This is a genomic window from Variovorax sp. 10N412 (genome assembly GCF_056394985.1).
This window is the reverse complement of the sequence record NZ_JBFTIO010000009.1, coordinates 148,236-161,489: the sequence shown is the minus strand read 5'-3', so window position 1 is coordinate 161,489 and position 13,254 is coordinate 148,236. Positions and strand designations below refer to the sequence as shown.

13 protein-coding genes are annotated in these 13,254 nt (G+C 68.9%); 2 read left to right on the top strand and 11 right to left on the bottom strand.

Annotated elements, in window-relative coordinates:
* Nucleotides 1-4: 4 nt before the first annotated feature.
* The 10 genes from AC1DJH_RS21500 to AC1DJH_RS21455 form a co-directional block, all read right to left on the bottom strand.
* Nucleotides 5-187 carry a hypothetical protein gene (locus AC1DJH_RS21500; RefSeq protein ID WP_435482865.1) on the bottom strand — a complete coding sequence of 61 codons (183 nt, stop codon included), beginning with the start codon at nt 185-187 and terminating at the stop codon, nt 5-7.
* Between the two features lie 137 nt (nt 188-324).
* The gene (locus tag AC1DJH_RS21495) at nt 325-1,800 is read right to left on the bottom strand and encodes an N-acyl-D-amino-acid deacylase family protein (protein WP_478187084.1); all 1,476 of its coding nucleotides are present in this window, start codon (nt 1,798-1,800) and stop codon (nt 325-327) included.
* Complete coding sequence (locus AC1DJH_RS21490) at nt 1,797-2,708, bottom strand: MurR/RpiR family transcriptional regulator (RefSeq protein WP_478187083.1); 912 nt, start codon at nt 2,706-2,708, stop codon at nt 1,797-1,799. Before AC1DJH_RS21490 ends, AC1DJH_RS21495 begins: the two co-directional genes overlap by 4 nt.
* 10 nt (nt 2,709-2,718) lie before the next feature.
* A complete protein-coding gene (locus AC1DJH_RS21485; protein WP_478187082.1) occupies nt 2,719-4,044 on the bottom strand; it encodes an amino acid deaminase in 1,326 nt (441 codons plus the stop codon).
* Nucleotides 4,041-5,018, bottom strand: a complete 978-nt coding sequence (locus AC1DJH_RS21480; protein ID WP_472117003.1) for an ABC transporter ATP-binding protein — start codon at nt 5,016-5,018, stop codon at nt 4,041-4,043. Before AC1DJH_RS21480 ends, AC1DJH_RS21485 begins: the two co-directional genes overlap by 4 nt.
* Before the next feature lie 154 nt (nt 5,019-5,172).
* Complete coding sequence (locus AC1DJH_RS21475; protein WP_478187081.1) at nt 5,173-6,204, bottom strand: ABC transporter ATP-binding protein; 1,032 nt, start codon at nt 6,202-6,204, stop codon at nt 5,173-5,175.
* Complete coding sequence (locus tag AC1DJH_RS21470; RefSeq protein ID WP_478187080.1) at nt 6,204-7,043, bottom strand: ABC transporter permease; 840 nt, start codon at nt 7,041-7,043, stop codon at nt 6,204-6,206. The genes AC1DJH_RS21475 and AC1DJH_RS21470 overlap by 1 nt, the downstream gene beginning before the upstream one ends.
* Nucleotides 7,044-7,053: 10 nt before the next feature.
* Nucleotides 7,054-8,007: an ABC transporter permease gene (locus AC1DJH_RS21465; RefSeq protein WP_435482858.1), complete on the bottom strand. Its 954-nt coding sequence runs from the start codon at nt 8,005-8,007 to the stop codon at nt 7,054-7,056.
* The gene (locus tag AC1DJH_RS21460; RefSeq protein ID WP_478187079.1) at nt 8,007-9,266 is read right to left on the bottom strand and encodes a lactonase family protein; all 1,260 of its coding nucleotides are present in this window, start codon (nt 9,264-9,266) and stop codon (nt 8,007-8,009) included. The genes AC1DJH_RS21465 and AC1DJH_RS21460 overlap by 1 nt, the downstream gene beginning before the upstream one ends.
* Before the next feature lie 19 nt (nt 9,267-9,285).
* Entirely contained in the window at nt 9,286-10,866 is a 1,581-nt protein-coding gene (locus AC1DJH_RS21455) for an ABC transporter substrate-binding protein (RefSeq protein ID WP_478187078.1), read from the bottom strand.
* Between the two features lie 213 nt (nt 10,867-11,079).
* On the opposite strand from AC1DJH_RS21455, the gene AC1DJH_RS21450 reads away from it, so the two are divergent.
* Complete coding sequence (locus tag AC1DJH_RS21450; protein WP_478187077.1) at nt 11,080-11,466, top strand: RidA family protein; 387 nt, start codon at nt 11,080-11,082, stop codon at nt 11,464-11,466.
* A gap of 3 nt (nt 11,467-11,469) precedes the next feature.
* Here the strand turns inward: AC1DJH_RS21450 and AC1DJH_RS21445 are convergent, their stop codons facing one another.
* Nucleotides 11,470-12,081, bottom strand: coding sequence for an ATP-dependent Clp protease proteolytic subunit (locus tag AC1DJH_RS21445; RefSeq protein WP_478187076.1), 612 nt, complete (start codon nt 12,079-12,081; stop codon nt 11,470-11,472).
* Between the two features lie 50 nt (nt 12,082-12,131).
* On the opposite strand from AC1DJH_RS21445, the gene AC1DJH_RS21440 reads away from it, so the two are divergent.
* Nucleotides 12,132-12,944, top strand: a complete 813-nt coding sequence (locus tag AC1DJH_RS21440) for a sigma-70 family RNA polymerase sigma factor (RefSeq protein WP_478187075.1) — start codon at nt 12,132-12,134, stop codon at nt 12,942-12,944.
* Nucleotides 12,945-13,254 lie beyond the last annotated feature (310 nt).

Sequence of the window (13,254 nt, the reverse complement as noted above, 5' to 3'; positions counted from 1 at the left end):
GCATTTAATTCACAGTGCTGACGTTCTGTACGGGGTACAGACGCCGCAGCGCCAAGGAAAGAGCAATCGCATGCTCACGTGCACCGGTCTCGCCACGAGCCAATGCGTCGAGCGCCTTTTCGTAGTCGTCCGTGAGCTTTTGCCACTGTTCGTAGTCGGCTCCGAGGCTGTTCGCGTCCTTGTCCATGGTCGCTCCTGTCACGTAGAGGTCCGCCCATCTGGCGCCAGTGTGACGCATTTTCTATCGTACTGTTAGTACTTTCAGATAGCTTAGGCCCGTCGCTCGACCGGCAGGGCCAGCAACCAGCCTGACGTCGCGGTCTTTCAGGCGCCGCGCGTCAGCATCCGGCCCGCCCGAGCGAGCACACGCGCTTCGGCCTCGCCGCCGCGGTAGGCCAGCACGCCGTTCACGAACACCCGCTCCACACCCAGGCTCACGCCATGCGGCCGGTCGTAGGTGGCGGTGTCGGCGATGGTCTCGGGGTCGAACACCACCACGTCGGCCATGGCGTTGGCCCGCAGCAGGCCGCGGTCGGCAATGCGCAGGTTGCGCGCGGTCATGCCGGTCATCTTGTGCACGGCCTGCTCCAGCGTGAAAAGGCGGCGTTGGCGCCAGTAGCGCGCCAGAACACGCGGAAAGGCACCCCAAAGGCGCGGATGCGGATGGCGGTCGTGCGGCAGGCCGTCGCTGCCGATCATGGTGAGCGGGTGCGCAATGACGCGCTCCACGTCTTCCTCCTGCATCTGGAAGTAGCAGGCGCCGCCGGGCTTCAGGCGCAGGCAGGCCTTCTGTTCGGTGGTGCCCCACTCGCGCGCGATGTCGGAAACGAGGCGACCGGTCATCTCCGGGTGCGGGTCGGACCAGGTGAGCAGCACGTCGATCACGCCGTCCACCAGGTCCTCGCGCAGCACGGTGGAGCCGGCCACATAGGGGTAGACATCCATCGCGATCTGCTGGCGCTGCGCTAGTGTTTCTATCAGCGGCAGGGTTTCCCTGGTGCGGCCCCAGTTGGCGGGGCCGGCGCACTTGTGGTGCGAAATGACGAGCGGCACGCCGGCCGCAAAGGCCGAGTCGCCGGCCTCGTGCAGCGCCTCGATGATCTGCTGCATCTCGCTGCGCAGGTGCGTGGCATACACACCGCCGTGGCGCGCCACCACGCGGGCCAGCGCGGTGACCTCTTCCGCGGGCGCCGCAAACGCCTCTTCGTAGAACAGGCCCGAGGACATGCCGTGCGCGCCGTCGGCCATGCAGCTGTCGAGCAGCGCCGCCATGCGCGCGAGTTCGTCGCCGCTGGCCGGGCGGTCGAGTGCCTGCATGGTCGCGAAGCGCAGCGTGGTGTGGCCGATGAGCGCGGCCACGTTGAGCGCGGGCTGCGCAGCGTCCACCGCCGCGCGGTACGCGGCCATGGTCGCGTGCTGGAACGATTCGGCGCCCAGCAGCGTGAGCGGCGGCTTCGACTGCGGCGTGCGGTACGGCGCCAGCGAAATGCCGCAGTTGCCCGTCACCACCGTGGTGATGCCTTGCGACACCTTGGGAAGGCACAGCGGGTCGCGCAGCACGATGGCGTCGTCGTGCGTGTGCGCGTCGATGAAGCCGGGCGCGATCACCTTGGCGCGGCAGTCGACCACGTCGAGGTCGGCCAGCGTCAGGCCGTCGGGCAGCCGCCCGCGCAGGCCTTCGCCCAGCGCGACGATGCGGTCGCCCCGCAGCAGCACGTCGCCCGGCCACGACGGCCCACCCGAGCCGTCGACCACCAGGCCCGCTTCGAGCAGGACGGCTTTGCTGGCGGTCTCGTTCATGGTGCGGCCTTCTTGCTGTTGATGCCGCCGCCGTCCCAGCTTTGCAGCGGGTGCGTGGAGGCGTCGATGCCGTGGCGCTGAAACGCCTCGCGTGCGCGCTGCAGGCGCTGCACCGCGGGCTCGCCGCGGCGCTGCGCCACCAGCACCGTGAGGATCTCGATGGCCGTGAGGTGCGTGAGGTAAGCGTCGATGCCCACGTGCATCACCGCGTCGTCGGGCACCGACAGGCCGAGCAGAAAGTCGGCCTTGGCCGCGAGCGCCGTCCCGGGCCGCGTGAGCGCGACCACCTGGGCACCCTGCCCGCGCGCGATGTCCACCGCGTCGAGCAGCGACGGCATGCCGCCCACGTGCGAGATGGCGATGACCACGCCGCCCGGACGCTGCGCCGCACCGGCCACCTGCTGCAGGTGGTAGTCGGCCCAGGCGTTGGCCGACAGGCCGAGCCGGAACAGCCGTGCCTGCAGGTCGTTGGCCATGAACCACGAGGTGGCGCCCGCGCCGTAGATGTCCACATGCGGCGCCGCCGCAATGGCCGCCACGGCACCTTCGAGCACCTGCATGTCGAGCTGTCCGCGCACACCCGAGACCGACGCCGCCGCGCTGCGCGCGATCTTGCCCACCACTTCGTCGGCCGCATCCTCGATGTTCACGCGGCGGTGCAGCGGCGAGCCGCCCAGCGCCAGTTCCTGCGCCAGCGCGAGCTTGAACTCGCGCAACCCGGCAAAGCCCAGGTCGCGGCAGGTGCGCATGATGGTCGGCACCGAACTGCGCGAGCGCTCGGCCAGCTGCTCGAAGCTTTCTTCGAGCGCGCGGTCGGGGTCTTCGAGGATCAGGTCGAGAATCGCGCGCCGCGTGGCCGGGGCGCTGCTGCGCAGCTCGGCGATTTTCTGGAGCAGGGAGGGCGTCATCGGTGCGGATTCAGAAGTGCATGGCGACGGCGTCGCTCACGCGGTAGTTCTCTTCGACCACGGGCATCCAGTGCCATTTGTCGAAGGTGGTGCAGGGGTGCGAAATGCCCAGGCCGACGCGCTCGCCGACCACGGGGGCCTGCGCTTCCTCGCCCGCGTCCCAGCGCAGGTAGGCGTGCTGGTCGTTCAGCGCGGTGATCTTCCAGCCGGCGGGCACCGCTTGCGCTTCGAGCGCGCCGCGGGCCGCGCGCGCGATGGGCACGGGCAGCGACAGGTCGAAGGAGATGTCGCGCTTGCCGACCGCAAGAATCGCCAGGCCCGGTTCGGGGCGCGACTGCACGGTGGCCCACACCTCCATGGCGGGCACCAGGCTTTCGCCGCAGCCGCAGCCCAGGCGCTCGTCGACCGCGCTCACCATGCGCTTGTAGAAGCCGTGGTCGTGCGTGACGTAGCAGCCCGAGCGCAGCAGGCCGCGCACCGGTGCGCCGAGCGCGGGCTTCAGGCGGCCGGCCACCAGGTCGAAGATGGCCGAGCCACCGGCGGAGACCAGCACCTCGTCGGTCTCGAAGAGCGAGTGCGTGTCGCAATGGCGCGCCACGGCTTCCACGCGGTCCATCAGCGTCTTCGCATAGGCCGCGTCGGGCTCGCTGGCACCGGTGGCGCCCTGCCCTTCGTAGGTCTCGATGCCGACGAGCCGGGTGGCGCCGCTGGCGCGCAGCCGCGTGGCGAGCGCAATGGCTTCCTCATGCGTGCGGCAACCGGTGCGCGCGCCTTCGACGCCGATCTCCAGCATCACCTCGAAGGGCACGCTGCCGGCATGGCGGGTCGTCCAGTCCTCGATCAAGGCCAGCTGCGCGAGCGAATCGACCAGGAACACGATGCGCAGGCCGGCGTTCGCGCGCAGCAGCAGCTGGATGCCGCCCAGGTCTTCGTCGCTCACCACCTGGTTGGCGATGAGTGTGCGGCGCGCGCCGGCGGCCACGCCCACGGCCAGCTGCGTGACAGTGGCGAAGGTCAGGCCCCAGGCGCCCGCGTCGAGCTGGCGCTGGAACAGTTGCGGCGACATGGTCGTCTTGCCGTGCGGCGCCAGGTCGATGCCCCACTCGCGCACGCGCGCCTGCATCCACGCCAGGTTGTGTTCGAGCGCCTCGCGCTTGAGCACGGCCAGCGGCAGCGGCAGGTCGCCGGCCAGCACGTTCCAGCCGGCGGCACCGACTTCGCTGCGGCGGCGCGGCGCTTGGGTGCGCGGGTAGCCCTTGAAGCGGTCGCTCAGAAGCGGGTCGTTGAAGTCGGAGGCGATGGCGTCGGCGGCAGCGGCTTTGTCGGTCATGGTCATGCGGTGATGTTGGAGAGCAGTTCCTTGCGGATGCAGGCGCTGTAGTGTCCGGTGGAAATTTCGTCGAGCGGCGGCACGGTCTGCGCGCAGGCCTCGATGGCATGCGGGCAGCGCGTGCGGAACACGCAGCCCGAGGGCGGCGAGATGGGGCTCGGAATGTCGCCCTTCAGCGCGATGCGTTCGGTCGCCACCTCGGGGTCGGGCTTGGGGCTGGCAGCCAGCAGGGCTTGCGTGTACGGGTGCGAGGGGCGCGCGAACAGCTCGTCGGTGGTGGCCACTTCCATCACCTTGCCCAGGTACAGCACCACCACGCGGTCGCACAGGTACTCGACCACGTCGAGGTCGTGCGAGATGAAGAGCATCGTGAGGCCCAGCCGCTCGCGCAGGTCGGCCAGCAGGTTGATGACCTGCGACTGGATGGACACATCGAGCGCCGACAGCGGCTCGTCGGCCACGATGAACTCGGGCTCCACGGCCAGCGCGCGCGCCACGCCGATGCGCTGGCGCTGCCCGCCCGAGAACTCGTGCGGAAAACGGCTCGCATGCTCGGCGCGCAGGCCCACGGTTTCGAGCAGCTCGGCGATGCGCTTGTCGCGCGCGGCCGCGCCCTTGTGCAGGCCGTGCGTGGACAGCGCCTCGCCGAGGATGGCGCTGATGCGCATCTTCGGGTTCAGGCTGGCGTACGGGTCCTGGAAGATGATCTGCAGCTTGCTGCGCAGCTTGCGCATGCGTTCGCCCGACAGCGCGCCGATGTCTTCGCCGCGGTACAGCACCTGGCCGCTGGTGCGTTCGAGCAGGCGCAGCACGGTGCGCCCGATGGTGCTCTTGCCCGAGCCCGATTCGCCGACCAGGCCCAGCGTTTCGCCGGGCTGGATCGCGAACGACACGTCGTCGACCGCGCGCACCGGACGGTCGCCGCTGCCGAAGTATTTCTTGAGTCCGCGGACTTCGATGAGGGGGGCGGCGGTGGTCATGGGGATGTTGTACTGGCTCCCTCCCCCTTTGGGGGAGGGTTGGGGTGGGGGCACGACGGCACTGGATGAAGCATTGCGCCGAACGAACGCCGCTTGCCCCCATCCCAGCCTTCCCCCGGAAGGGGAAGGAGCAACACGCCAGGCAGCGCGCTTGTCATGCGACTCTCGGCAACGGTTGCGCCGCCTGCACGCGCACGCAGCGCGCCTCGCGGCCATGGTGCGTTTCGATCAGCGGCGGCATGGCCGCGCTGCACTCGGGCAGCGCCAGGTCGCAGCGCGGCTCGAAGGCGCAACCCGGCGGCGGCGCCAGCGGGCTCGACACCTGCCCGCGAATTGCGAACAGGCGCTTGGGGCGGGGCTGTCCCGGCAGGCGCGCCTTGCCCGGCAGGCAGGCCAGCAGCCCTTGCGTGTACGGATGCTCCGGCTGCGCGAACAGCGGCCGCACGGGCGCGCTCTCAACCACGCGGCCCGCATACAGCACCACCACGTCGTCCGCATGGTGCGCGACCACGCCGAGGTTGTGCGTGATGAACAGGATGCTCATGCCCGTCTCGGCCTGCAGCCGGCGCATGAGTTCGAGGATCTGCGCCTGGATGGTCACGTCCAGTGCGGTGGTGGGCTCGTCGGCGATCAGCAGCGTCGGGTCGCAGGCCATCGCCAGCGCGATCATCACGCGCTGGCGCATGCCGCCCGACAGCTGGTGCGGGTACTCGTGGATGCGTTGCGCGGCGGCCGGAATCTCCACCAGCTCCAGCATGCGCAGCGCATGCGCCATGGCCGCCTTGCGGTCGAGCCCCTTGTGCAGGCGCACGCTCTCGGCAATCTGCTCGCCGATCGTGAACACCGGGTTCAGGCTGGTCATGGGCTCCTGGAAGATCATCGACAGCTGGTTGCCGCGCAGCGAGCGCATCTCGCGTTCGCCGATCTGCAGCAGGTCGAGCGTCTTGCCTTCGCGCGTCACGAACGAGGCGCTGCCGCTGACCTGCGCGTTGGCCGTCTTGGGCAAGAGGCGCATCAGCGTGAGGCTGGTCACCGACTTGCCCGAGCCCGACTCGCCCACCAGCGCGGTCGTCTTGCCGGGCTGGATGGAGAAGCTCACGTCGGCCACCGAACGCACGAGGCCGTCTTCGGTGGGAAAGCTGGTGCTCAGGTTGCTGACCGTGAGACGTGGGGTTGTGTTCGTCATCACGAGGTCTTCTTCAGTTTCGGGTCGAGCAAATCTCGCACGCCGTCGCCCAGCAACTGGAGCGACAGCGCCGTGAAGATGATGGCCAGGCCCGGGAACAGCACCACCCAGAAGGCCTGGTGCGCGTACTGCTGGCTGCCCGCGACCATGGTGCCCCAGGTCGGGATCTCGGGCGGCACGCCGACGCCGAGGAACGACAGCCCCGCCTCCGCCAGGATGGCGTACGCGAAGATGAACGACACCTGCACCAGGATCGGCGACATCAGGTTCGGCAGGATGTGCCGCCACAGGATGCGCGAGGTGCGCACGCCCAGCGCGCGCACGGCTTCGACGAACAGCAGTTCGCGCACCACCAGCGTCGAGGCCCGCACCACCCGCGCCACGCGCGGCGTGTAGACCAGCACCAGCGCCAGCACCGTGTTGAGCAGCGAGGGCCCGAGGATGGCCACCAGCGCAATGGCCAGCAGGATGTCGGGAAAGGACATCATCGCGTCGACCACGCGCATCAGCGGCGTGTCGAGCCGGCGGAAGAAGCCGGCCATCAGGCCCAGCGCGGTGCCTGCAATGACGGCACCGAGCGCGGTGAGCGCCGCGATGGCCAGCGAATAGCGCGCGCCGTGCACGATGCGCGAATACATGTCGCGGCCCAGTTCGTCGGTGCCCAGCAGGTGCGCGGCGCTCGGCGGCTTCAGGCGGTCGAGCACCGCCGTGTCGTTCGGGTCCATGGAGGCGACGACCGGCGCGCCGATCGCCAGGATGGCGATCACCAGCAGCACCAGGGCGGAGACCATCACGATGCGGCGATGCATCAGCTGGCGGAGCATGCGAGGCATTTGCATTTTTCTTTCCTCAGACCTTCACGCGCGGATCGACGACGGCGTAGAGCAGGTCGATGGAAAAGTTGATCAGCACGTAGATCGCCGCAATCACGAGCAGCGCACCTTGAATGACCGGGTAGTCGCGCCGCAGCACGGCGCTGACCACGAGGTTGCCCACGCCCGGCAGGCCGAACACCGTCTCGGTGATGACGGCGCCGCCGATCATCAGCGCCACCGTGAGGCCGATCACCGTGACGATGGGCACCAGCGCGTTGCGCAGCGCGTGCTTCAGCACCACCGTGCTTTCGCTCAGGCCCTTGGAGCGCGCGGTGCGCACGTAGTCTTCGCCCAGCACGTCGAGCATCGAGGCGCGCGTGAAGCGGATGATGAGCGCCGAGTTCAGCAGGCCCAGCACCGCGGCCGGCAGCACCAGCGCATGCAGCCGCTCGGCCAGCGGCGCGTCGGGTGCGCCGTAGCCCGACACGGGGAACCACCCGAAGGACACCGCGAAGATCTGGATCAGCACGATGCCGAGCCAGAAGCTCGGAATGCTGGCGCCCAGCATCGCGATGCCGGTGAACAGCTGGTCGACCACGCGCCCGCGGAACACGGCGGAGACGATGCCGCACGGCACGCCGATGAGCGCCGCGATGGCCACCGCCATCAGCGCCAGCAGCGTGGTCGGCTCGGCGCGCTCCCACAGCGCCTGCGTGACCGGGCGCTGCAGGAAGATGGAGGTGCCGAGGTTGCCCTGCAGCACCTCGCGCAGCCAGTAGCCGAACTGCACGGGCAGCGGTTTGTCGAGCCCGTATTCCTTCTGCACGCGGGCGATGTCGGCCGCGGTGGCCTGGTCGCCCAGCAGCACCGACACCGGATCGCCCGAGGCCGCGCGCGTGAGCACGAAGACGATCACCGCCACCAGGGCGAGCACCACGAGCATGCCGAGCGCGCGCGAGGCGATGTAGCGAAGCGGAGCGCTTTTCATCACGCAGAGAACTCGATGGCCGACGCGCTGCCCACCGCCACGTACTGGCCGGTGAACCGGATGTCGCCCTTGCGCACGCGGAACACCGTCACGTTGTCGCCCTGCTTGTTGTGGCACACGTAGAGGAAGCGGCCGCTCGGGTCGAGCGTGCAGCTGCGCGGGTAGTTGCCGCGCGTCCACTCCTCGCGCACCAGCGCGGGGGCGCCGGTGCGCGCGTCGATCCTGAAGAGCGAGATCGAATCGTGCAGGCGGTTGAGCGACACGAAGTGCTGGCCGTCCGGCAGCATGCGGATGCCCGAGGCGTAGCTGGTGCCCTTGAAGCCTTGCGGCAACGCCGAGGTCTCGCTCACCAGCGCGAGCACGCCCGTGGCGTTGTCGTAGCGCATGAAGGCCATGGTCGAGGCCTCTTCGTTCACCAGATACAGCCACTTGCCGTTCGGGTGAAAGACGAAGTGCCGCGCGCCCGAGCTCTCGGACACGGCCACGGTGCTCGGCTGGCTCAGCACGCCGGTGATGCGGTCGAAGCGGTAGGAGATGACGCGGTCCAGCCCCAGGTCGGCCACCAGCACGAAGTTGCCCTTCGGGTCGGCATGCACCATGTGCGCATGCGGGCCGTCGTGGTCGCTGGTGGCGAAGCCTTCGTGCGAGCGGGCGGCGGCGGGCACCACGTCGGCGCCGGGCTTGCAGGGCGTGCCGGCGCCGCAGGCCTCGATGTCCTTGTAGACCACGGCGGCGGTGTCGGCGTCGGGCGTGCCGTCGGCGCGCAACGCGATCACGCTGACGTCGCCGCTCGCGTAGTTGGCGGTGAAGAGGAAGCGGCCGTCGGGGTGCACGCTGATGTAGGCCGGGTCCTTGCCGCCGCAGGGCGTCTCGGACACGAACGACAGGGCGCCGTCGGCACCGATACGAAAAGCCGAGACCGAGCCGGCCTCGAACTCGTTGGCCGCGTAAAGCATCGGCAGCTTCGGGTGGCGCGCGAGCGATGCGGGGTTGCGCAGCTTCGCGCTCTCGCCCGCGGCGGCCACCGCCGCCGGCGCGCCGGGAATGGGCTTGAGCGCGCCGGTCGCGCCGTCGAGCACGAACTGGTGCACGCCCAGCCCGCGCCCGCCGCGCCACGGCTTGCCGCCGTCGCTGTAGGTGCCGACGTAGGCGTAGACAGGGCCGGACGTTGCGGCCCGGACGGCAGTGGACGTGAGGCCCAAGGCTCCGAGGCCGGAGGCCAGTGCGCTGGCTTGCAGAAGTTGGCGACGCGATGGCATGGCGGGGGTCCTTGCGGGCTTACTTGATCTTCGCGTTCCAGAAGAACGGCCAGGTGGCGGGCGTGTAGTTGTCCAGCGCCGGGCTCCTGGCCGACAGGCCGTTGAACTTGCCCACGTTGATGTACGGCACCTCCTCGTAGACCACCTGCTGCACCTTGCCCCACAGCGCGCCGCGCTTGGCCGGGTCGCTCTCGACGTTGAAGGCCTGCAGCGCCGCCTTCTTGGCGGGCGTGTCCCACCAGCCGGGCGCGCCGTCGCCGAGCTGCGGCGGCGACAGCATGGGCTCGGGGAACTGGCCCGAATGGGTCACGTAGATGTCCCACAGCTTGGAGTCGTTGCGGCGCTGCACCAGCGTGGCCCAGTCGACCACGTTCAGGTCGACCTTGAAGCCGGCGCGCTTCAACTGCTCGGCCATCAGCAGCGACATGTTGTAGTGAAAGTCGTACTGCCGGCTGGTGAGCACGCGAATGGGCTCGCCCTTGTAGCCGGCCTTGGCGGCGGCCTCCTTGGCCTTGGGCGCGTTGCGCTGGTTGTACTGGTCGGTGCCGGCCGTCGAATAGAACGGCGAGCCCTTCGGGAAGTGGTTGCCCTCGGCCGCGAAGAAGCGCGTGTCGCCGAAACCGGCCGCGAGCATCTCGCCCTCGCCCAGCGCGGTTTGAATCGCCTGGCGCAGGGCCGGGTTGGCGGCCACGCCTTCCTTGGTGTTGAGCACGAGGTACGGGAAGCCGAACGAGGGCGTCATGATCGGCACCGTCTTGCCGCCCGATTTCTCCAGGCGCGGCAGGGCTTCCACCGGCAGCAGGTCGGCAAAGTCGTACTGCCCGGCCAGCGCGCCTTCGACGCGCGTGCTGGCATTGGGCACGGGCACGAAGCGCAGCTCCTCGATGGCCGCCTCGCGCTTGCCGCCGTAGCCGCTCGCGGGCTCCTTGCGCGCGGCGTACTTGTCGAAGCGCGTGAGCAGCACGAACTGGTCGGGGCGGCGCTCCTTGAACTTGTAGGGGCCGGTGCCGACGAAGTCCTTCAGCGGCGAGGCGATCGAGTCCTTGGCCATGATGGCGGCCATGCCGCTGGGCAGCGCGAGCTGCGACAGCAGCGGTGCATAGGGCTCCTTCAGCACCACCTCGACCGCCAGCGGGCCCTTGGCCTTCAGGCTGTCGATTTCCTTGCCTACCGCCTTGCCGCGCGGCGACTGCTCCATCCATCGCTGCAGGCTGGCGACCACGTCGTCGGCGGTGAGCTCGCGGCCGTTGTGCAGCATCACGCCGCGGCGCAAAGTGATGGCGTAGGTCTTGCCGTCGGCCGAGATCTTCGGCATGCCCTCGGCCAGCATCGGCACCACGTTCCACTTGGCGTCGAAGGTGTAGAGCGTCTCGTACACGTGCTGCATGATGGTTCCGACCAGGTCGGCGGTCGAAGCCATCGGGTCGAGCGTCTGCGGCTCGGCCACCATCGCCAGCGTGGCGAAGTTGCGCGGGCCCTGTGCGTGGGCGCTCTGGTAAGGCAGCGCGGCGCACAGCATCGCGAGCAGGGAGGCGCCCAGCAGGCTGCGCCTGGACAACAGGGGCAACGAAAGACGCTGGACTGGACCGATGTGGGGCATGAGGACTCCTTCTTGGGGCGGGCGCCTCGAACGGGCGGGTTTTGAAAGAAATTTTCTTTCTTGCCCGGACTCTGAAGCACTATCCATGCCAAATCATCCGTGTTAACCCTTGCTCAGGGGTTATTCTGAAATAGATTTTCAGATTGGAGGGATACTCGCGGCGCGTTTCCTTCCTGTTCGATCACCCGATTTCTTCCCTCTCAAGGAGCCCTCATGCCTCTCGAATACCTCGGCGCCCCGCCCCTCGCCTCCGACCGCCAGGTGCGCCCTTTCTCCCCGGCCGTGCGTGCCGGCGACTTCGTCTATGTGTCGGGTCAGGTCCCCGCGGACAAGAACGGCGAGATCGTGGTGGGCGGCATCGAGGCGCAGACGCGCCAGGTCATGGAAAACCTCAAGACCGTGCTGGCGCTGGCCGGCGCCACGCTCGACGACGTGTGCAAGAGCACCGTCTGGCTGCACGACGCGCGCGACTTTGGTGCCTTCAACCGCATCTACATGAGCTACTTCGGCGAGAACAAGCCGGCGCGCTCGACCACCGAGGCGCGCCTGATGGTGGATGCCAAGGTCGAGATCGACGTGGTGGCCTACAAGCCGAAGTAACCGCTACTTCAGCTCGGTCTTGCGCTGGATGATGCGCGAGACCAGCCCGTATTCCACCGCCTCCTCGGCCGACAGCCAGCGGTCGCGCTCGATGTCGGCCATCACCACCTCCAGCGGCTTGCCCGTCTCGCGCGCGATCTCGTGCGCGATGCGCAGGCGTGCCTTGATGATTTCCTGCGCCTGGATGGCGATGTCGGTCGCCTGCCCGCCCGCGCCGCCGCTGGGCTGGTGGATGAGAAAGCGCGTGTTGGGCAGGCACACGCGGCGCTCGCGCGGCGCGGCCAGGAACAGGTGCGTGGCCGCGCTGCCGACCCAGCCGGTGCCGATCATGTTCACCGGCGCGCTGATGAAGCGCACGATGTCGTGAATCGCGTCCCCCGATTCCAGGTGCCCGCCCGGCGAACTCACGAGGATGTCGATGGCCTTGTCGGCGCTGTCGGCGTCCAGCGCGATGAGGCGGCGCGTCACGTCGGCGGCCACCGCGTCGGTGATGCTGCCGAAGATCAGCAGCGTGCGCGACTTGAACGCCTTTTCTTCCAGGTAGGAGTTGCGCGGCTCGGCGGTGGCGGCGGGCTTGGTGTCGTCGTCGGATTCCAGAGAGAACATCGGGTGCATGAAGAAAGCTCCTGTGGTTGGACTGTCTTGACGAACAAGCCCACAGTTTCGTGACATCGCGCCTGCTGTGGCAAGCTGCGCCGATGCTCGATGAACGCTATCTCTCGCAATTCCCGGCGCTGCGAGCCCGGCTGGTTCGCGCGGCGGCGCGCATGCTGGGCACGCAGGCCGAAGCAGAGGACGTGGTGCAGGACACCTACCTGCGCGCGCTCGAAGCCGGCGACATGCAGCCGCCCGATTCGGCACAGGCGTGGCTGACCACGGTGATGCAGAACCTTGCGGTAGACCGGTTGCGGCGCGACAACTGGATGCAGCGCTGGCTGCGCGATGCCGATCCGCTCACGCTCGAAGCACCTTCGGCGGAAGCCGATGCGGCGCAGGCCGAGTCCATCGAACAGGCGCTGCGCTCGATCGCCGCGAGGCTGTCACCGGCCGATGGTGCCGCGGTGCTGTTGCGCGAAGTCTTCGAGGCCAGCTTCAAGGAGATTGCGCAGGCCAGCGGCAAGACCGAGGCAGCCTGCCGGCAGCAGTTGCATCGCGCGCTGCTGCGGCTGCGCCAGAGCAAGGACGGAGAGGACCGGGACGGGGAAGACACCGGATCGGAAGCGGCCCTCCAGGCGTACCGGCAGGCGCTGAGCGACTGCGATGCGCGAACGTTGTTCGCGATGCTGCGGCAGCCGCCGCTGCGTGCGGTCGCGGTGCCGGCCGCCATGGCACCCAGGTCGGACGCGCCCCGCGCGGTCTGCCAGGTGGTGCAGATGGGCGGACGGCTCGGGCTGGTGCTGACGCTGGGCGGCAAGGTGTTGTGCGTGCTGCCGCTGGATGCGCGGCAGACCGAAGAAGAAGCCCTGCCTTTGAATTAGCGCCTTCCCCCTCTGGGGGAAGGTTGGGATGGGGGCAGCGCGGCCTCGAAGGCTGCATGGCGTCGAAGGCCGCGAGCCCCCACCCCGGCCCTCCCCCAGCGGGGGAGAGAGAAAGACAGAAGGCACGCGACGAACCGACGTCGCTCCCGTCCTGGTTTGGCTCCTTCCCCCTCTTGGGGGAAGGTTGGGATGGGGGCAGCGCGGCCTCGAAGGCTGCATGGCGTTGAAAGCCGCGAGCCCCCACCCCGGCCCTCCCCCAGCGGGGGAGGGAGAAAAACAGAAGGCAACGCGACGAACTGACGTCGCTCCC

Coding starts and splice junctions, on each gene's coding strand:
- AC1DJH_RS21500 (WP_435482865.1), bottom strand. CDS start 187: ATGGACAAGGACGCGAACAGCCTCGGAGCCGACTACGAACAGTGGCAA.
- AC1DJH_RS21495 (WP_478187084.1), bottom strand. CDS start 1,800: ATGAACGAGACCGCCAGCAAAGCCGTCCTGCTCGAAGCGGGCCTGGTG.
- AC1DJH_RS21490 (WP_478187083.1), bottom strand. CDS start 2,708: ATGACGCCCTCCCTGCTCCAGAAAATCGCCGAGCTGCGCAGCAGCGCC.
- AC1DJH_RS21485 (WP_478187082.1), bottom strand. CDS start 4,044: ATGACCATGACCGACAAAGCCGCTGCCGCCGACGCCATCGCCTCCGAC.
- AC1DJH_RS21480 (WP_472117003.1), bottom strand. CDS start 5,018: ATGACCACCGCCGCCCCCCTCATCGAAGTCCGCGGACTCAAGAAATAC.
- AC1DJH_RS21475 (WP_478187081.1), bottom strand. CDS start 6,204: ATGACGAACACAACCCCACGTCTCACGGTCAGCAACCTGAGCACCAGC.
- AC1DJH_RS21470 (WP_478187080.1), bottom strand. CDS start 7,043: ATGCAAATGCCTCGCATGCTCCGCCAGCTGATGCATCGCCGCATCGTG.
- AC1DJH_RS21465 (WP_435482858.1), bottom strand. CDS start 8,007: ATGAAAAGCGCTCCGCTTCGCTACATCGCCTCGCGCGCGCTCGGCATG.
- AC1DJH_RS21460 (WP_478187079.1), bottom strand. CDS start 9,266: ATGCCATCGCGTCGCCAACTTCTGCAAGCCAGCGCACTGGCCTCCGGC.
- AC1DJH_RS21455 (WP_478187078.1), bottom strand. CDS start 10,866: ATGCCCCACATCGGTCCAGTCCAGCGTCTTTCGTTGCCCCTGTTGTCC.
- AC1DJH_RS21450 (WP_478187077.1), top strand. CDS start 11,080: ATGCCTCTCGAATACCTCGGCGCCCCGCCCCTCGCCTCCGACCGCCAG.
- AC1DJH_RS21445 (WP_478187076.1), bottom strand. CDS start 12,081: ATGCACCCGATGTTCTCTCTGGAATCCGACGACGACACCAAGCCCGCC.